Origin of the sequence: Paracoccus sp. MBLB3053 (assembly GCF_031822435.1) — a bacterium.
GTDB lineage: Bacteria > Pseudomonadota > Alphaproteobacteria > Rhodobacterales > Rhodobacteraceae > Paracoccus > Paracoccus aurantius.
In genome coordinates this window covers 205,410-224,224 of the sequence record NZ_JAVQLW010000004.1, presented here as the reverse complement: position 1 = coordinate 224,224, position 18,815 = coordinate 205,410, and the positions used below count along the sequence as shown (strand labels likewise).

Genomic DNA, 18,815 nt, shown 5'->3' with positions numbered 1-18,815 from the left:
TCAGAAGGCGGCGCGATAGATCTCGCGGACCTGATCCACGCTCATGTCGCGGGGGTTGTTGTCCATCAGGCGGCGGATCGCATGGGCGTCGTTGGCAAAACGGTCCAGTTGATCCTCGCGCGCGCCATGGGCCGACAGCCGCATCTCGACGCCGAGATCGGCGCAGAAGCGATGCGCGGCGGGCAAGAGGTCGCCCGACAGGCCAAGCGCCGCGGCGATCTCGGCCGTCTTCGCGGGGGCGACGCTTTCGTTGAAGGCCAGCACATGCGGGAAGATGATCGCATTGGCCAGCCCATGCGGCAGGTGCAGGAGCGTTCCCAGGGGATAGGCCAGCGCGTGACCGGCGGCGGTATTGACCGGGCCGAGGCAGATCCCGCCATAGAATGAAGCCAGCATCATCCCTTCCCGCGCCTCGGTGTCGCTGCCATCGGCGACGGCGCGGGCGAGGTAGCGCCCGACGAGGTCTATCCCCATCCGGGCATAGCCGTCGATCACCGGATGGGCGTTTCGGTTGGTGAAGGCCTCGACGCAATGCGCCATGGCATCGATCCCGGTCGCGGCGGTGATGGCGGGGGGGACGGTAAAGGTCAGCTCGGGGTCCAGCACGGCCAGGTCGGCCAGCAGATGCGGGCTTTCAACGGCGATCTTGGCGCCCTTGCCGGGATCGGTGATGAGCGCGCGGATACCGGCCTCCGAGCCCGTGCCCGCCGTGGTCGCGACCTGCGCGAGACGGGTGCGGCGGTCTGCGACGCGGTTCGGGCCGGCGATCTCGTCCAGCGTCTCGCCGCTGTCGCAGATCGCCGCGACGAGCTTCGCCAGATCCATGACCGACCCGCCGCCCAAACCCACGACCAGATCGGGCCGGGCCGCACGCGCGGCGGCAAGGGCCGCGTCAAGGCAGGCGATATCCGGCTCGCCCGGCACGGCGTTGAAAATGCTGACCTTGCCCGAAAGGGCCAGCCGTTCCACGAAGCCCGAGGTATGGGGCGAGGCGATGACCAGAATATGGGCCGCATCGCCGGCCCATGCCTGCACCCGCGAAATCGCGCCCGCGCCGATTTCCAGACGCTTGGGCAGATGCAGGGTGATATTGCGCGAAAGCGTCATGACATGGTCCTTTTTCCGGCGACCAGCTTGCGGGCATAGGCAATGGCAGAATTCATGTTGCTGTGATCGGCGATCCCCTTGCCCGCGATGTCGAAGGCGGTGCCGTGATCGACCGAGGTGCGGTCGATCGGCAGTTCGACCGAGACATTCACCGCCGTGTCGAAGGCCACCAGCTTGATCGGGATGTGCCCCTGGTCGTGATATTGCGCGACGACCAGGTCGAAAGCCCCGGAATAGGCGCGGTGGAACACCGTATCGGCCGAGATTGGGCCCTGAACGTCGATCCCCTCGGCGCGGGCCTGCGCGACGGCGGGGGCGAGCTGGGCGTCATCTTCCGAACCGAACAGCCCGTTCTCGCCGCAATGCGGGTTGATCCCGGCCACGGCGATGCGCGGCGCGTCATAGCCGATGCGCCGCAGATGGGCATGGCCCGCGCGGATCGTGGCCAGAACACGCTCGGTCGTCGCGCGGCGGATTGCGTCTTGAAGGGACACATGGGTCGAGACATGGATGACCTTCAGCCGTTCGGAGGCGAGCAGCATGTAGGCCGCCTTGGAACTGGTCAGCGCGCGCAGCATCCCGGTATGGCCGTCATAGTGATGCCCGGCAAGGTTCAGCGCCTCCTTGTTGATCGGTGCGGTGACGATGCAGCCGATACGGCCCCCTTCGGCGTCGCGCACCGCGGCCTCGATGAAGCGGAAGGCCGCATCGCCCGCGACCGGGGACAGCTTGCCCCACGGCAAAGGCGCGCCCTCGACGGGCAGGTCGACCACCGCGCCCTCAAGGTCCACCAGCGCGCCGATCGCGGCTTTCGCTGCCTCGAGCGTCGCGCGGTTGCCATAGATGCGGGTGCGGGCGCGGTCCTCAGGCGACATTTCCGCGAGGGCCTTGACGCTGATCTCGGGTCCGACCCCGGCGGGGTCGCCCATGGTGATGCCGATGATTTCGCTCATGTCATTCTCGTCATTCGGTTGGCTCGCCCAGCCCGGCGCGAGCCGGACATATTTGATGGCGCGGCGGTGATAGGTATAGGCGATATGCAGGCTGCCATCCGGGCCTTCCAAAATCCACGGATAGGACAGTTCCCGATTATGCCCATCGGTCGAGTTGTTCGAAAGACAGGTGCCGGGACCGTCCTCGATAATGATGCGCTGCGGGAAGGTCTGCCCGCCATCCGCCGAAAGGCACACCGCCAAAGGCGCGCGCGGCACGCCCCAGACCGGCTGACAGCCGCCTTGCGCATCGGGGCGGTCATCCGGCGCGTCCAGCTCATCGTAAAGCGACTGGCGGCGCGCAGCGGAATCCGCCGCCGAAGCGAGATTGCAGATCACCGCGACACGGCCATCCGCAATCCGGGTGGCGGCAATCGAGGAGTTGTTGTTTGGCAAATCGGTCGGCTCCGGCGCGGACCAGTGATAGCCGCCATCAGTCGAGACGCTGCGATGGACCGCATCGGCCTGCCTGCGGCGATAGAATGCGGCGCGGGTCCCGTCCGGCAGGGCCACCGGGCTCATATGCACTGAACCGAGCGAGTCCGGCACGGATTCGATCTGCCAGCTTGCGCCTTGATTGGTCGAGACAGCGACGGCGGCAAGGTCATGGCTGCCGATCCAGCGCATGCCCGGCTGCGGCACGCAGAGAAACAGCGGCAGAAGCCACGCCCCGTCGTCGCGCAAAATCACCGGGCCGCGCACGAAACAGCCGCGCGGCAATTCATCGAGATAGCGCGCCTCGCCCAAGGTCAGGCGGTTGTCCGCGAGGTTGCGCGACAGGGCTGCCATGCGGATGCGGCATTGATCCTGATTTCCGGCGGGCTGCGAGGTGTGGAACAGGAAAAGCCCGCCACCGGGAGCGGCAAAGATCACCGGGTTCTGCTCGGAATGGTCGGGATCGTGGCTGAGCTTTTGCGGCGCGCCCCAGACCTGCGCGCCGGGCGCGAGGATCGAGGCATGGATGGAAATATCCGATTTGCCCTCCAGCGAGCCGGCAAACCATGCGCAAAGCAGGGTTCCGTCTTTGAACAGGTGCAGGAAGGCCGCGTGGTTCTGGACCACGGGCGAGGGCAGGAAGGCTTCGGCGCGGGTTGTGGAAACCTGTCTGATCTGGCCCGTCATGCTGGCGGCGATCTCGTCGGGTGACATGGGCTTTCCTTCTTGCTACCTGTCGACATTCCTGAAGAAGTGACAGCATTTCCGTTCACAGTTGTCAAGTTGGTTGGAAGACGTTTGAGCGGGGACTGAAGTGAAAAAAATGCAATAAGTATTGGAATAATAACTGATAAATAAGCAGATACTTCGCCAGATCGGAACTGGAACCAAGATTATATTGACAACTAAATGTCCTGCTCCCATCCTGTTTTCTGCCGGAAGGGCAAGGGCCGCGCGCTTTCAGCACGCGATCGGGTGCCCGGCCGGCAATTCTCGCGGCCGGGAGGGGCGCGATGGTTTCGTCACTTGCGGGGAGGGCTGGATGATGACGAAGGTTTTGCGCCTGGGCGCGGTTGTGCTTGCGGCGGGCATGGCATTTGGCGCGACATCCGCGCTGGCGGCGGATTCCGATATCAAGATCGTGCTGAGCGAAGAGCTGGACCTGCTTGAGCCCTGCATGGCGACGCGCTCGAATATCGGGCGGGTGATCCTCGAGAATGTCAACGAGACGCTGACCGAATATGACACCCGCAATGGCAAGGGGCTGATGCCGCGCCTTGCCGAAAGCTGGGAACAGAAGCCGGACGGGTCATGGCGCTTCAAGCTGCGGGGCGGGGTCAAGTTCTCGGACGGGTCGGGCTTTGACGCCAAGGATGTGAAACATTCCTTCGACCGCGCCATGAGCGACAAGCTGACCTGCGAGTCGCAGCGCTATTTCGGCGGCATGACCGTCACGGCCGAGGTGGTGGACGACCAGACGGTCGATTTTGCCGCCGATCCGGTCCAGCCGATCCTGCCGCTGCTGCTGTCGCTCATCACCATCGTGCCCGAGGAGACGCCGATGGAATTCGTGCGCGACCCGGTCGGCACCGGCCCCTACAAGGTGACGGAATGGAAGCCCGGCCAGCAGATCGTGCTGACGCGGCGCGACGATTACTGGGGCGAGACGCCCATGGTGACCTCGGCGACCTATCTCTTCCGGACCGATCCCGCCGTCCGCGCCGCCATGGTCGAGACCGGCGAGGCCGATCTTGCGCCTTCGATCGCCCGCGAGGATGCCACCAATCCCGAGACCGACTTCACCTATCTGGATTCGGAAACCGTCTATATCCGCCTCGACAATGCGGTGGCCCCGGTCAGCGACATCCGCGTGCGCAAGGCGCTGAACATGGCGATCGACCGTCAGGCCTTCATCGGCACGTTGCTGCCCGAAGGCACGGAACTCGCCGTGGCTTTGTTCCCGCCGACCACCGCCGGTTGGAACCCGGACGTGAAGCTGCCAGCCTTTGATCTCGAAGGGGCAAAGAAGCTGCTCGCCGAAGCCAAGGCCGATGGCGTCCCGGTCGATACCGAGATCCGCCTGATCGCCCGCACCGCGAACTTCCCCAAGGTCACCGAGGTGATGGAGGCGGTGCAGCAGATGCTGACCGATGTCGGCTTCAACGTGAAGCTGGAATTCGTCGAGGTGGCCGAGCACGAGAAATTCTATTCGAAGCCCTATCCGACCGATCAGGGCGCCTACATGCTGGCCGCCATGCATGACAACAACAAGGGCGACCCGATCTTCACGATGTATTTCAAATATGCCAGCGACGGCCGCCAGTCGGGCATTGCCGATCCCAAGGTCGATGACCTGATCAAGCGCGCCTCGGCCGCGACCGGCGAGGAACGCGCCAAGCTCTGGTCGGGACTCGTCGCCTATGTGCATGACGATATCGTGGCCGATATCCCGCTTTTCCACATGGTCAGCTACAGCCGCGTCGGCAAGCGTCTGGACTTCAAGCCGACCATTGCCACCAACGGGCAGCTGCAGCTTTCCGATATCGGCTTCAAGTGATCCCTCCCTGCCGGTCCCCGCTTGTCGGGGGCCGGATTTTCCCGCCGCCGGAGCCCGCATGACCAAGGAAGCCTTCGTCGCCCTCGTCACCTGTTTCAACGATGACGAGACGATCAATTTCGACGCCACCCGCGCGCAAGTGCGCCGCCAGATCCGGGCCGGCAACAATATCATGTGCGCCGGGACCAATGGCGATTTCACCGCCCTGACCTTCGAGGAAAAGGTCGCCCTGACCGAAGCCGTGGTCGACGAGGTCGCAGGGCAGGCGAAGGTCATCGTCAATGCCGGCATGCCCGCGACCTTCGAGACCGTGATGCTTGCCCGCGAATTCGACCGCATCGGCGTCGATGGCATCGCGGTCATCACGCCCTTCTTCATCGCCTGCACGCAGGACGGTCTGATCCGGCATTTCACCGCCGTCGCGGATGCCGTCGGGACCCCGGTCTATCTTTACGACATCCCCGCGCGGACCCAGAACCATATCGCCCCCGAGACGGCGCGCGCGCTGGCCGCGCATGGCAATATCGCCGGGATCAAGGATTCGGGCGGTGGCCAGGACACGCTCGAGGAATATCTGGCCGTCAGCCGCGAGGCCGCGGATTTCGCCGTCTATTCCGGGCCGGATCACCTTGTCCATTGGGCGTTGATGAATGGCGCGGCGGGTTGCATATCGGGGCTTGGCAATGTCATGCCCGAGGTTCTGGCCGCGTTGTTCCGTGCCCATAACGCCGGGGACGAGGCCGAGGCGGCGCGGCAGCAACAGATCTTCGGCAATTTCCGCAAGGAGCTTTACGGGCTGGGCTATGCGCCCGCGCTGGTCAAGCGGGCGCTGTTTCTCATGGATGCCTCTGTCGGGGCCAGCCGTCAGCCGGCGCTGTTGCCGGATCGGGAACAGGATCGACAGATCGCCGCGATCCTTTCGGCCTATGGATTGCTGCCGGGCATGGTCAGGACGACGGCCTGAGGCGGGCAATCTTCCTATGAAAAATAGTCCGGATGCCGGCTGCGCAACTTCTCGACCTGCGAGATCGTGCCGCCCAGATGCCGGCGCATGGCGCTGACGGCCGCATCGGGGTCGCCCTTTTCGATCTCATCGACCACGGCAAGATGCCCCGATATGATCGAGGCGACGCGCCCTTGCGCATTGTGCAAGCGCCGCGCTCGCTCAAGATGCCCGGAACGTTCGCGGATCAACTGATGCAGCGCCCCGCGACCAAGCGCCGCGAACATCGTGTTGTGAAACACCTCGTCCAGTTCCTGAAACATCGTGACCTGGCCCGGATCCTGCGCCACGACCTCCTGCATGCGGATGATCGAGCGCGCGCGGGTGATGAGATCGGGATCAGGTTTCAGCGCCAGATTGCGCGCGACTTCGCATTCCAGCGCCGTGCGCAGGAAATGCGCCTCGTAGATCTGGGGAATGTCGATCCGCGTCACGACAGTCCTTGATTGTGGATAGACCCGGACCAACCCTTCGAGATGCAGCTTTTGCAGCGCCTCGCGCAGGGGGGTCAGGCTGACGCCGTAATGTTCGGTCAGCTCGTGGCGGTCCAGCGTCATGTCAGGGGGCAGCTCGAAGGCGATGATTCGCTGCCGCAGGTCACCATAGACCCGCTGCACCGTGCCGCCTGCCGCTGTCCCGGTTTCCGCCGCGCTGAATGCCGAGAGAAGCGTCTTCGTCATGTCCTGTTTCCTGCATGGTTTCACGGATCAAGCAACTGCGAGATTCGTAATTGATATTCTTATCCAACTAATATATCACATCAACATTCCGCTCAAGCGTTACGTGGCAGCATGACCCGAACGCCCATGCATCCGAGCGGACGAGGGAGGATAAGGATGCAGAAGAAGAAAGAATACATGGATCTGCGCTCGGCGCGCTGGATGGTGCCGGACGACCAGCGGTCCTTCGGGCATCGCTCGCGGACCATGCAGATGGGCTATGCCGCCGAGGACTGGGAGGGAAAGCCCATCGTCGCGATCATCAATACCTGGTCCGACGCCCAGCCCTGCCACATGCATTTCAAGGACCGCGTCGACTGGGTCAAGCGCGGCATCCTGCAGGCGGGCGGCTTCCCGATGGAGCTTCCGGCGCTGTCGCTGTCCGAGAATTTCGTCAAGCCGACCACCATGCTCTACCGCAACATGCTGGCGATGGAGGTCGAGGAGTTGCTGCGTTCCCACCCGGTCGACGGCGCGGTGCTGATGGGCGGCTGCGACAAGACCACGCCGGGCCTGGTCATGGGCGCGCTCAGCATGGGCGTTCCGTTCATCTATTTGCCCGCGGGTCCGATGCTGCGCGGCAATTACGCGGGCAAGTACCTGGGTTCCGGCACGGACGGGTTCAAATATTGGGATGAGCGCCGCGCGGGCACGATTTCCAAGGAAGAATGGCAGGGCATCGAGGGCGGCATCGCCCGTTCCTACGGCCATTGCATGACCATGGGCACGGCCTCGACCATGACCGCGATCGCCGATGCAATGGGGCTGACCCTGCCGGGGGCGTCTTCGATCCCGGCGGCGGACGCGAACCACCAGCGCATGTCGGCCTCGTGTGGGCGGCGCATCGTCGAGATGATCTGGGAGGACCTGACCCCCGATCAGATCGTGACCCCGGCGGCGGTCAACAATGCCGTGACAGTCGCCATGGCCACGGGCTGTTCGACCAATGCGATCATCCACCTGATCGCCATGGCGCGCCGCGCCGGTGTGCCGCTGGAGCTGGACGATCTGGACCGGATCGGCCGCACCACGCCTGTCATCGCCAATATCCGCCCCTCGGGCACGACCTATCTGATGGAGGATTTCTACTATGCCGGGGGCCTGCGCGCGCTGATGAAGCAGCTCGGTGATAAGCTCGACAGTTCGGCCATCACCGTCACCGGAAGACCGCTGACTGACGGGCTGGAGGACGTGAAGATCTGGAACGATGACGTCATCCGTCCGCTGTCCAATCCCGTCTATCATGAAGGATCACTGGCAGTGCTGAAGGGGAACCTTTGCCCCGATGGCGCGGTGATCAAGCCCGCCGCTTGTGATCCGAAATTCCATCGCCATACCGGCCCGGCGCTGGTCGCCGACAGCTATGCCGAGATGAAGGCGATCATCGACGATCCCGATTACCCGCTGACACCTGAAACCGTACTGGTCCTGCGCAATGCGGGGCCGCAAGGCGGGCCGGGGATGCCGGAATGGGGCATGATCCCGATGCCCAAGGCGCTCTTGAAGCTGGGCCTGCGTGACATGGTGCGGATCTCGGATGCGCGAATGTCGGGAACCAGCTTTGGCGCTTGCGTGCTGCATGTCTCGCCCGAAGCCTTCGTGGGCGGGCCGCTGGCGCTCTTGAAAACCGGCGACATGGTCGAGTTGGATATTCCCGCGCGGTCCCTGAATATGCTGGTGGATGAGGCCGAGCTGGAGGCGCGCCGCGCCGCGTGGCAGGCCCCCGAGCCCCGCTACCAGCGCGGCTACGGGCTGATGTTCAGCAAGCATATCGAGCAGGCCGACAAGGGCTGCGACTTCGATTTCCTGAAAACCGAATATGGCGGCAAGACGCCCGAACCCGCCATCAACTGAGGTGCATGTCATGCTGGATATCTCTCAACGCCTGATCCCGGCGCAGCCGCCCAAGGCGGGCTTCGCCGCCGGTCCCGCGACGCAGGACGCGATCAAGACGGTCAAGCTCTCGCTGGCCTACCTGCCGCTGGCCCGCCCGATCAGCGACGCCAAGGTGCTGACCGGGCGGCAGAAGCCGCTGACGCAGGTCGCCTTCCTCTTCTGCGAGATCGAGACCGAATCCGGCCAGTCCGGCCTTGGCTTCAGCTATTCGAAACGCGCGGGCGGACCGGCACTTTACGCCCATGCCTGCGAGATCGCGGACAATTTGCTGGGTGAAGACCCGAACGATATCGCGCGGCTTTGGGACAAGCTGTGCTGGGCCGGGGCCTCGGTCGGGCGGTCGGGCGTCGCGACGCAGGCGATTGCCGCGATGGATATCTGCCTCTGGGATCTGAAAGCCAAGCGCGCGGGCCTGCCGCTGGCAAAACTGCTGGGCGCGCATCGCGATAGTGTCGCCTGCTATAATACCTCGGGCGGCTTCCTGTCTTCCTCCATCGATGAGGTGAAAGCCGCAATCGACAAGTCGCTGGAATCGGGCATAGGCGGGATCAAGATCAAGGTCGGCCAGCCCGACCCGATGGAGGATCTGCGCCGTCTGGACGCCGTGACCGCGCATCTGAATGGCCGCGTGCCGCTGATGGTCGATGCCAACCAGCAATGGGACCGCGTGACCGCGCTGCGGTTCGGGCGTCTGGTGGAACCCCTGAACCTCGAATGGATCGAGGAACCGCTGGATGCCTATGATGCCGAGGGCCATGCGCTTCTGGCCCGTGAACTCGCGACTCCGATTGCCACCGGCGAGATGCTGGCATCCGCCGATGAGCATATGGCCCTAATCCGCGCCGATGCGGTCGATTTCATCCAGCCCGACGCGCCGCGCGTCGGCGGCATCACGCAATTCCTGAAGATCTGCGCACAGGCCGAGGTCAAGCGGATGCGCCTCGCGCCTCATTTCGCGATGGAGATCCACCTGCACCTGGCCGCTGCCTATCCGCATGAGCCCTGGGTCGAGCATTTCGACTGGCTCGCGCCGCTCTTCAACGAGGAACTCGAAATCCGCGACGGCCGCATGATCGTGCCTGCGCGCCCGGGTCTTGGCTGCTCGCTGACCGGCAAGGCCCGCGACTGGACTGTTGAAACGACCACTTTCGGAGGCTGAACTTGAACCCCTCGACCCGTGAAAAACTGATGGGCGTCTCGGTCGCGACGCTCTGCTCGGCGCTTTACAAGCGCGGGTTGCGCAACCAGACCATTCAGGACGTGCGCCCGGTTGAGCGCAAGGGCCGCAACATGGTCGGCCCGGCCTTCACCCTGCGCTACATGCCCGCGCGCGAAGATCGCAACCCCATGACGGTCTTTCGCAACCCCGCCCACCCGCAGCGCGCGGCCATTGAGCAATGCCCCGAGGGCCATGTCATGGTCATGGACAGCCGCAAGGATGCCCGCGCGGCCTCGGCGGGCGATATCCTGATCACGCGGCTCATGGTGCGCGGCGGCGCTGGCGTGGTGACCGATGGAGGTTTCCGCGACTCGATATCGATCGGCGCGCTGGACATCCCGGCCTATCATCACCGGGCCTCGTCCCCGACCAACCTGACCCTGCATGAGGCCATCGACATCAACGTGCCGATCGGCTGCGGCGATGTCGCGGTTTTCCCCGGCGATATCGTGGTCGGCGACGATGACAGCGTCATCATCATCCCCGCCGAGATCGCAGACGAGATCGCAGACGAGGCAGTCGAGATGACGGCTTACGAGGATTTCGTGACTGAGCGCGTCAAGGGCGGAGCCACGATCATCGGGCTTTACCCGGCGACGGACGAAAAAAACCTCGAGCTTTTCGCCGAATGGCGCAAGGCAAACGGTCGCTGACAAAAACGGGGGCGGGACTCCGCCCCAGACGCACCAAGGAGGACGCATGCCCCGGATCCCACAACAGGCGCTGAGTGACTTCGCGCAAGCCCTGCTTTCCGCCGCCGGAATGGAGGCCGACAAAGCCGAGGTCACCGCCCGCGTGCTGGTCGAGGGCGACATGATCGGCCACGAGACCCATGGCGTCGGCCTGCTGCCCTGGTATCTGGATGCGCTGGCCGATGGTTCGCTCAACGGCGCGGGCAGCTATGAGGTCATCCGCGACAAAGGCGCAAGCTTTGTCTGGGATGGTCGTCTGCTGCCGGGTGCCTGGCTGCTGACCCGCGCGCTCGAGCAGGCGGCCGCGCGCGTCGCCGATCACGGAACCATCACCGCCGCGATCCGCAACGCCCATCACACCTGCGCGCTTTCGGCCTATATGCGCGCGCTGACGGATCGCGGGCTGATCGTGCAGATTTCCTGCTCGAACCCGGCGGCCTCGCGGGTCGCGCCCTTCGGCGGCACCAAGCCGCTTCTGACGCCGAACCCGATCGGGGCGGGCTTTCCGACCTCGGGCGATCCGGTGCTGGTCGATGTCTCGTCCTCGATCACCACCACCACGATGACCCAGACGCTGGCCAGGCGCGGCGAGCGCTTCCCCGAGGCATGGGCGCTGACCGCCACTGGCGAGCCGACCGACGATCCGCGCGAGGTGACCGAGCGCGGCGGCTCGCTGCTGCCTCTGGGCGGGGCGCTGAAAGGGCACAAGGGTTACGGGCTTGGCCTGATGGTTGAGTTGCTGGGGCAGGGATTGTCTGGCAAGGGTCGCGCGAATACGCCACCCGGCCCGCTGGCACAAAGCGTCTTCCTGCAGGTGATCGACCCCGAAGCTTTCGTTGGGATCGACGCATTTCTCGAACAATCGGACTGGCTGGCCGACGCCTGCCGCTCGAACCCGCCCGGTCCCGCAACGCGAGGGATGGTCCGTGTTCCGGGTGATTCCGCCTCGCGTCATCGCCGGCAGGCGCAGGCCGAGGGGGTTCCGGTTGCCGAAGCCACATGGTCCAGCATTGCGGCAAGGGCCGGAACGCTGGGCCTCGCGCTGCCGGATGCGATCACCGAGCCGGGTTGAACTGGGGCCGTTTCGGTCAGTCGTCACACCAGTATGGTAGATTTTGGTTTGATCTTGCGAAACCCATCATGCAAATTTGTAACAACATTGGGTGGTAGTCTGGATATGTCATATAAGCTAGCGGGGTTCGAAGCATGATACCCAGCGACAGCCTGCCCATTCCCGGCGGGCGTCGCGTGCTTTGGGCCGCCGCGGGGATGATGTTTGCGGCAACCGTGCTGAATGCCTGTGACGGGGTCATTGTCCGCCTGCTGGCAGGAGAGGTGCATCCTTTCGTCATCGCTTTCTTTCGCGCGGCCTTCGGTTTGGGTTTTCTGCTGCCCTGGATCTTGCGTCGGGGTGATCTGCTAGCTTCGCCCTATCGCGGGATGCATATCCTGCGCGCGGCGCTGAAGCTCGCCTCTCTGTTGGCGCTTTTCGTGGCCTTCGCCAACGCACCTTTGTCCGACGTCACCGCAATCAGCTTCACCGCTCCGCTTTTCCTGATGCTCGGCGCCTGCCTGTTCCTGGGCGAGGGGCTGAGTGTGGTGCGCGTAGCCTCGGTCGTGACCGGATTTGCGGGAATGCTGATCATCCTGCGCCCGGGGGCGGCAGGTTACGATGTCGCGCTGCTTTTCGCGCTGGTCGGGGCGGTGCTGACCGCGACCATCCAGCTTATTCTCAAGGGCATGTCCGGCCGCGACCGGCCAGACCGGCTGGTGGCCTGGAACCTGATCGCGATGGTCCCGCTGGCGCTGATCCTCGCGTTGAGCGTATGGCAGACACCCAGTCCGCGCGCGCTGGCCCTCATGGCGGTTCAGGGTGCGCTGGGGGCCGCCAGTCAGGCGCTGGTGACGCGCGCGCTTTCGATGGCCGATGCGTCTTTCCTTGCACCGCTGGATTTCCTGCGCCTGCCGGTGATCGCGGTCATGGCATTCATCTTCTTCGGCGAGGTTTCGGGACCCGCAACCTGGATCGGCGCGGGCGCCATCGTCCTTGCCGTGCTGCTTGGCGCTTTCTCGAAAGGAGGCAAGAAACAGGGTTCTCAAAGATTGTAGCTGAACTAATATATCAATTAATGAGGGTTGATTCCAAGGCGCCGAGGAGGGCGCCGGCCCCGAAAAACGAGTTCCATGGGAGGAGTATCCATGAAAACGACCCTGATCGCCGGCCTTCTGGCCAGCACCATTGCGGCGGGCGCTGCCGCTGCACAGGACAAGACCGATGTGACGATCGTCCTTAGCGAAGAGCTGGAGCTGATCGACCCCTGCATGTCCTCACAATCGAATATCGGCCGGGTATTGCTGGGCAATGTCAGCGAGACATTGACGGTCTATGAGCCCGCCACCGCCACCCTGAACCCGCTTCTGGCCGAAAGCTGGGCGGAGACGCAGCCCGGCACCTGGCGCTTCAAGCTGCGCCAGGGGGTGAAATTCTCGGATGGGACGGATTTCTCGGCGCAGGACGTGATCCATTCGCTTGAGCGGACGATCAGCGACAAGATGACCTGCGAGATCGGTGGCAAATATTTCGGGGGCTTCAGCATTACGGCCACCAAGGTCGATGACCATACCATCGACATCACCACCGACCCGGCACAGCCGATCCTGCCGCTCTTGATGTCCTCGCTGACCATCGTTCCGGAAGAGACCCCGCTGGAGATGGTCCAGCAACCGGTGGGCACCGGCCCCTATGAGATGACCGAGCGCAATATCGGCCAGAATATCGTGCTGACGCGTCGCGACGATTACTGGGGCGAGCAGCCTGTTGTGACCAAGGCCACCTATGTCTTCCGCGACGACAGCGCCGTGCGCGCCGCCATGGTCGAGGTGGGCGAAGCCGATATCGCCCCGGTGATCAGCGAACTGGACGCGACCAACCCGGAAACCGATTTCGCCTACCCGAACTCGGAAACCACCTACCTGCGCGTGGACCACGCGACCGCGCCGCTAAGCGATCGCCGTGTGCGCGAAGCGATGAACCTTGCCATCGACCGCGACGCCTTCATTGGCACCCTGGTCGCCAATGATGCGCAAAAGGCTACCGCGGTCGTGCCGCCGACCACGCTGGGCTACAACAAGGACCTGACGCCCTATCCCTTCGACCCGGAGCGCGCCAAGGAATTGCTGGCCGAAGCCAGGGCCGAGGGCATCCCCGTCGATCAGGAAATCCTGATTGTCGGTCGTCTGGGCATGTTCCCCAACATCACCGAGATCCTCGAGGCCATGTCGCAGATGCTGAACGATGTGGGCCTGAACACCAAGCTCGAGATGAAGGAAGTTGCGGAATACAACACCTATTACAACCGACCCTTTGCCGAGGGTCGCGGCCCGCAACTGGTCGCCGCCCAGCATGACAATGCCAAGGGCGACCCGGTCTTCTCGATGTATTTCAAATATGGCAGCGAAGGGCTGCAATCGGGTCTGGTCTATCCCGAGCTTGACGCCGAGATCTCGAAAGCGACCGAGGCCAGTGGCGATGATCGCGCGGCGCTGTGGTCGGACGTGATGAAGGACATTCATGAGAACCTGATCGGCGATGTCGAGATGTTCCACATGGTCGGCTTCAGCCGCGTGAACCCGCGTCTGGACTTCACCCCGACGATCTCGACCAACAGCGAGCTGCGCCTGTCCGAGATCGGTTTCAAGTGACGTGACTGCGGGGACGGTGCGAACCGTCCCCTTTCCTTTACGACTGGCCGCATGGCCCCCGGTCGAGGAACCCAACATGAAAAGCTTCATTGGCAAGCGGGCCGTGGCGAGTGCGATCTCGCTCGTGGGCCTTGTCATCCTTGTCTTCTTCCTGTCGCGCCTGACGGGCGACCCCACCGATCTCTACCTGCCCATCGACGCTACTCAGGAGATGCGCGACAGGTTCCGCGAACTGCACGGGCTGAACGATCCGCTCATCGTTCAATTCGGGCGCTATGTCTGGGATCTGCTGCATTTCGACTTTGGCGAGTCCATTCGTCAGGCCCGCCCGGCGATGGATGTCGTGCTGGAGGGTTTCCGCTGGACCCTGACTCTGGCCGTCGTGACCATGACGCTGGTCACCGTCGCGGCCATCGTCATCGGCTCGCTGGCCGCCTTCAGGGTCGGCGGCATCTTCGACCGGATCACCAGCTTCTTTTCGCTGATCGGGGCGTCGGCGCCGGATTTCTGGATCGCCATCGTCGGCATCGTGATCTTTGCGGTGCAGCTGCGCTGGCTGCCAACCTCGGGGACGGGGACGGTCTGGCACTGGGTGCTGCCGATCTCGGTCCTGTTCATCCGCCCTTTCGGCCTGATCCTGCAGGTGGTGCGCGGCTCGATGATCACGGCGCTTTCTTCGGCCTATGTGAAGACCGCCAAGGCCAAGGGTGTGCCGCCGCGCCCGATCATCTTTGTCCACGGGCTGCGCAACGCGATGCTGCCGGTCATCACCGTGATCGGCGACCAGGCGGCGGGCATCCTGAACGGCGCGGTGGTGGTCGAGACCATCTTCGGCTTCCCGGGCATCGGCAAGCTGATGATCGACGCAATCCTGCAACGCGATTTCGCGGTGATCCTGGCCGCGATCATGGTGTCGGCGGTGGCCATCTTCATCATGAATCTCTTGATCGACCTCGCCTATGCGATGCTTGATCCTCGCATCCGGTATTGAGTCCATGACCATGAGCCAAACCAACTCCACCACGGTAAAGGAACGCGGCCGCGTCGGGACCTTCCTGCGCCTGCTCTGGGCAGACAAGTTCGCCTTCTTCGCCGCGCTTTTCCTGCTGATCGTCGTGCTCTGCGCGATTTTCGGGCCGATCTTTCTGGAAAACGAGGCCACGCGGCAGAACCTGCGCGGTCGCAATGCGCCGCCCTTCGACCTGTCGCGGGGCTTCATGTATATCCTCGGCGCGGACCAGCTGGGCCGGCCGCTTCTGCCGCGCATCATCGTAGCGGCAAGGAACACCATGGCCGTGGCCGCGGGCGCGGTGATCTGCTCGATGATCATCGGCTCGGCGCTGGGGCTGGTCGCAGGCTATTCGCGCTCGCGCTGGAGCGGCGCGATCATGCGGCTGGGCGACGTCATCATGTCCTTCCCCTCGCTCCTGCTCGCGGTGATCGTGCTTTACATGTTGGAACCCTCGGTCGCCAATATCGTGCTGGTCCTCGCCATCACCCGCATCCCGATCTACCTGCGCACCACCCGCGCCGAGGTGCTGGAAGTGCGCGAGCGCATGTTCATCTCGGCCGCCCGCGTCATGGGGACCTCGGATATGCGCATCGTCTTCCGCCATATCCTGCCGGTGGTGATGCCGACGCTGATCACCATCGCGACGCTCGACTTCGCCTTCGTGATGCTGGCGGAAAGCTCGCTCTCGTTCCTCGGCATCGGCATCCAGCCGCCCGAGATCACCTGGGGCCTGATGGTCAGCCAGGGCCGGCCCTACCTTACCAATGCCTGGTGGCTGTCCTTCTGGCCGGGCCTCGCGATCATCCTGACGACGCTTTCCTTGAACCTTCTGTCGGCCTGGATGCGGATCGCGCTTGATCCGGTGCAGCGCTGGCGCCTTGAAATGGGAGGCCGCAAGAATGGCTGAACACCTGCTTGAGGTCAGGAACCTCTCGGTCGATTTCCACACCGCCGCCGGGACCGTCAGCGCCGTCCGGAACGTGAGCTGGCATCTCGACCGCGGCGAGACTCTTGCCATCCTCGGCGAATCCGGTTCGGGCAAGTCGGTCTCGGCCTCGACGATCATGAACCTGATCGACATGCCGCCGGGCGAGATCACCTCGGGCGAGGTGTTCTTCGAGGGCCGCGACCTTCTGAAGATGAGCGACGAGCAGCGCCGCCAGTTCAATGGCAAGCGCATCGCGATGATCTTCCAGGACCCGCTGAGCCACCTGAACCCGGTCTATACCGTCGGCTGGCAGATCTGCGAGATGATGCGCGTCCATGACGTGCCCGCCGAAAAGGCGCGAGCGCGCACGCTGGAGCTGCTGGGCCGGGTCGGCATCCCGAACCCCGAAGCGGCGATGGGCAAATACCCGCACGAGTTTTCCGGCGGGCAGCGCCAGCGCCTGATGATCGCCATGGCACTTGCGCTCAAGCCCGACATCCTGATCGCGGATGAACCCACCACCGCGCTCGACGTGACGGTGCAGGCGCAGGTGCTGGCGCTGCTCGAAGAGCTGCAGCGCGAGACCGGGATGGGGCTTCTGCTCATCACCCATGACCTTGGTGTCGTGGCCGAGATCGCCGACCGCGTCGTCGTGATGAACAAGGGCGAGATCGTGGAAAGCGGCAATGCCGCCGAGATCTATCGCGACCCCAAGCATCCCTATACCCGCCGCCTGATCGACGCCGCCCCCGGCAAGGGCGAAACCCGCGATGAAGAGGACCGCTTGGGCGAACCGCTGCTTCGCGTTGAGCGCCTGCAGCAGCATTATGGCGGCTTCCATGCGCTGAAGGGCGCGAGCTTCGCCATCATGCCGGGCGAAACGGTGGCGATCGTCGGCGAATCCGGCTCGGGCAAGTCGACCATGGCGCGCGCCATCCTGCGCCTCGACGAGCCGAGCGGCGGCAAGGTGATCTGGAAGGGGCGCGACCTCCTGCAGATGACGCCGAAGGAATTGTTCGCGATCCGCCGCGACATCCAGATGGTGTTCCAGGACCCGACGCAATCGCTGAACCCGCGCATGACGGTCCATCAGATCATCTCGGAAGCCTGGATCGTGCATCCCTCGATCCTGCCCAAGGCGCGCTGGAAGGACCGCGTCGCCGAGCTTCTGGTCCAGGTGGGTCTGCAGCCCGAGATGGCCAAGCGCTACCCGCACCAATTCTCGGGCGGGCAGCGCCAGCGCATCGCCATCGCCCGCGCGCTGGCCCTCGAGCCCAAGCTCATCATCTGCGATGAGGCGGTCTCGGCGCTCGACGTGTCGATCCAGGCGCAGGTGATCGAGCTGCTCGATGGGCTGCGCCGCGATCTCGGCCTGAGCTACCTGTTCATCGCCCATGACCTGCCGGTGGTGCGCGATTTCGCCGACCGCGTCATCGTGATGAAATCCGGCGAGATCGTCGAGGAGGGCGCGACCGGCCAGATCTTCGACGCCCCCCGCATGCCCTATACCAAGTCGCTGCTCGCCGCCTCGCTCGACCCCGATCCCGAGGTCCAGGCCGCCCGCCGCGAAGCCCGCAAGTCAGAAGGACTCGTCCCCGCATGAAGCAAGATGTGCTTGTCTGCACCCCGATCCGCCCCGAGAAACTGGCGATCCTTGAAGAAACCTACAATGTCTTCCCGCTCTACAAGCTGACCGACGAGGACGCCCGCGAGGCGCTGATCGACGAGGCCGGGAAATCCTGCGTCGGCATGGTCAGCAATGGCCATTTTCCCGCCGACGATGCCTTCCTGTCGCGCCTGCCCAAGCTGCAGATCGCGGCCTGCTCCTCGGTCGGCTACGAGACTCTGGACGTGGACGCCATGACCCGACGCGGCATTCGCTTCACCAATACGCCCGACGTGCTGACCGATGACGTGGCCGATATCGCGATTCTCCTGATGCTGGCAGTGCGGCGCAACCTGGTGGCAGGCGATGCCTGGGTGCGCTCGGGCGATTGGGGCCGCAAGGGGATGCTGCCGCTGACCCGCACCACCTCGGGGCGCAGGGTCGGCATCGTCGGCCTTGGCCGGATCGGCGCCGCCATCGCGAAGCGCTGCGAGGCGCTGGGGATGGAGATCGGATATTTCGGACGCAAGCCGAAAGCTGGGATCGCCTATCGCTATTTCGACAATGTCGTCGATATGGCGGGCTGGTCGGATGTGCTGATCGCCGCCGCCTCGGGCGGGCCGGAAACCGCGCATCTGGTGTCCGCAGAGGCGCTGGACGCGCTCGGGCCGGAGGGCAGCTTCATCAATATCTCGCGCGGCTCGGTCGTCGATGAGGCGGCTTTGCTCGATGCGCTGGAAAGCGGGCGGCTCGGCTCGGCGGGGCTGGACGTGTTCCTGAATGAACCCAATCCGGACCCGCGCTTTGCCAAGCTGCCGAATGTGGTGCTGTACCCCCACCATGCCAGCGGCACCATCGAAACGCGGGACAAGATGTCCCAGCTCGTCCTCGACAATCTCGCCGCGCATTTCGCCGGAAAACCCCTGCTGACCCCGGTCAACTGAAAG

The 18,815-nt window shown here is 64.2% G+C and carries 15 protein-coding genes; 12 read left to right on the top strand and 3 right to left on the bottom strand.

What is annotated here, in order from left to right:
• Nucleotides 1-1,107 carry an iron-containing alcohol dehydrogenase gene (locus tag RGQ15_RS19665; protein ID WP_311162507.1) on the bottom strand — a complete coding sequence of 369 codons (1,107 nt, stop codon included), beginning with the start codon at nt 1,105-1,107 and terminating at the stop codon, nt 1-3.
• Entirely contained in the window at nt 1,104-3,248 is a 2,145-nt protein-coding gene (pdxA, locus tag RGQ15_RS19660; RefSeq protein WP_311162506.1) for a 4-hydroxythreonine-4-phosphate dehydrogenase PdxA, read from the bottom strand. Before pdxA ends, RGQ15_RS19665 begins: the two co-directional genes overlap by 4 nt.
• 328 nt (nt 3,249-3,576) lie before the next feature.
• On the opposite strand from pdxA, the gene RGQ15_RS19655 reads away from it, so the two are divergent.
• Nucleotides 3,577-5,091, top strand: coding sequence for an ABC transporter substrate-binding protein (locus tag RGQ15_RS19655; protein WP_311162505.1), 1,515 nt, complete (start codon nt 3,577-3,579; stop codon nt 5,089-5,091).
• Nucleotides 5,092-5,149: 58 nt separating this feature from the next.
• On the top strand, nt 5,150-6,055 hold the full coding sequence (locus RGQ15_RS19650; RefSeq protein WP_311162504.1) for a dihydrodipicolinate synthase family protein: 906 nt from the start codon (nt 5,150-5,152) through the stop codon (nt 6,053-6,055).
• A gap of 14 nt (nt 6,056-6,069) precedes the next feature.
• On the opposite strand, the gene RGQ15_RS19645 is transcribed toward RGQ15_RS19650, so the two are convergent.
• The gene (locus tag RGQ15_RS19645) at nt 6,070-6,774 is read right to left on the bottom strand and encodes a GntR family transcriptional regulator (protein ID WP_311162503.1); all 705 of its coding nucleotides are present in this window, start codon (nt 6,772-6,774) and stop codon (nt 6,070-6,072) included.
• A 156-nt stretch (nt 6,775-6,930) separates the two neighbouring features.
• Between RGQ15_RS19645 and araD the strand changes: the two genes are divergently transcribed.
• The 10 genes from araD to RGQ15_RS19595 all read left to right on the top strand — a co-directional run bounded on the left by araD (nt 6,931) and on the right by RGQ15_RS19595 (nt 18,812).
• Nucleotides 6,931-8,667, top strand: a complete 1,737-nt coding sequence (gene araD / locus RGQ15_RS19640; protein WP_311162502.1) for an L-arabinonate dehydratase — start codon at nt 6,931-6,933, stop codon at nt 8,665-8,667.
• A 10-nt stretch (nt 8,668-8,677) separates the two neighbouring features.
• Nucleotides 8,678-9,868 (top strand): L-talarate/galactarate dehydratase, encoded by a 1,191-nt coding sequence (locus RGQ15_RS19635; protein WP_311162501.1) that lies wholly within the window; start codon nt 8,678-8,680, stop codon nt 9,866-9,868.
• A gap of 2 nt (nt 9,869-9,870) precedes the next feature.
• A complete protein-coding gene (locus tag RGQ15_RS19630; protein WP_311162500.1) occupies nt 9,871-10,581 on the top strand; it encodes a ribonuclease activity regulator RraA in 711 nt (236 codons plus the stop codon).
• Between the two features lie 46 nt (nt 10,582-10,627).
• Nucleotides 10,628-11,692 carry an Ldh family oxidoreductase gene (locus tag RGQ15_RS19625; protein ID WP_311162499.1) on the top strand — a complete coding sequence of 355 codons (1,065 nt, stop codon included), beginning with the start codon at nt 10,628-10,630 and terminating at the stop codon, nt 11,690-11,692.
• Between the two features lie 134 nt (nt 11,693-11,826).
• Nucleotides 11,827-12,729: a DMT family transporter gene (locus tag RGQ15_RS19620; RefSeq protein WP_311162497.1), complete on the top strand. Its 903-nt coding sequence runs from the start codon at nt 11,827-11,829 to the stop codon at nt 12,727-12,729.
• A 90-nt stretch (nt 12,730-12,819) separates the two neighbouring features.
• Nucleotides 12,820-14,322 (top strand): ABC transporter substrate-binding protein, encoded by a 1,503-nt coding sequence (locus RGQ15_RS19615; protein WP_311162496.1) that lies wholly within the window; start codon nt 12,820-12,822, stop codon nt 14,320-14,322.
• A gap of 76 nt (nt 14,323-14,398) precedes the next feature.
• Nucleotides 14,399-15,313 (top strand): ABC transporter permease, encoded by a 915-nt coding sequence (locus RGQ15_RS19610; RefSeq protein WP_311162495.1) that lies wholly within the window; start codon nt 14,399-14,401, stop codon nt 15,311-15,313.
• A 10-nt stretch (nt 15,314-15,323) separates the two neighbouring features.
• Nucleotides 15,324-16,241, top strand: a complete 918-nt coding sequence (locus tag RGQ15_RS19605) for an ABC transporter permease (RefSeq protein ID WP_311162493.1) — start codon at nt 15,324-15,326, stop codon at nt 16,239-16,241.
• Entirely contained in the window at nt 16,234-17,865 is a 1,632-nt protein-coding gene (locus tag RGQ15_RS19600) for an ABC transporter ATP-binding protein (RefSeq protein ID WP_311162492.1), read from the top strand. The genes RGQ15_RS19605 and RGQ15_RS19600 overlap by 8 nt, the downstream gene beginning before the upstream one ends.
• A complete protein-coding gene (locus RGQ15_RS19595) occupies nt 17,862-18,812 on the top strand; it encodes a 2-hydroxyacid dehydrogenase (protein WP_311162490.1) in 951 nt (316 codons plus the stop codon). The genes RGQ15_RS19600 and RGQ15_RS19595 overlap by 4 nt, the downstream gene beginning before the upstream one ends.
• Nucleotides 18,813-18,815 lie beyond the last annotated feature (3 nt).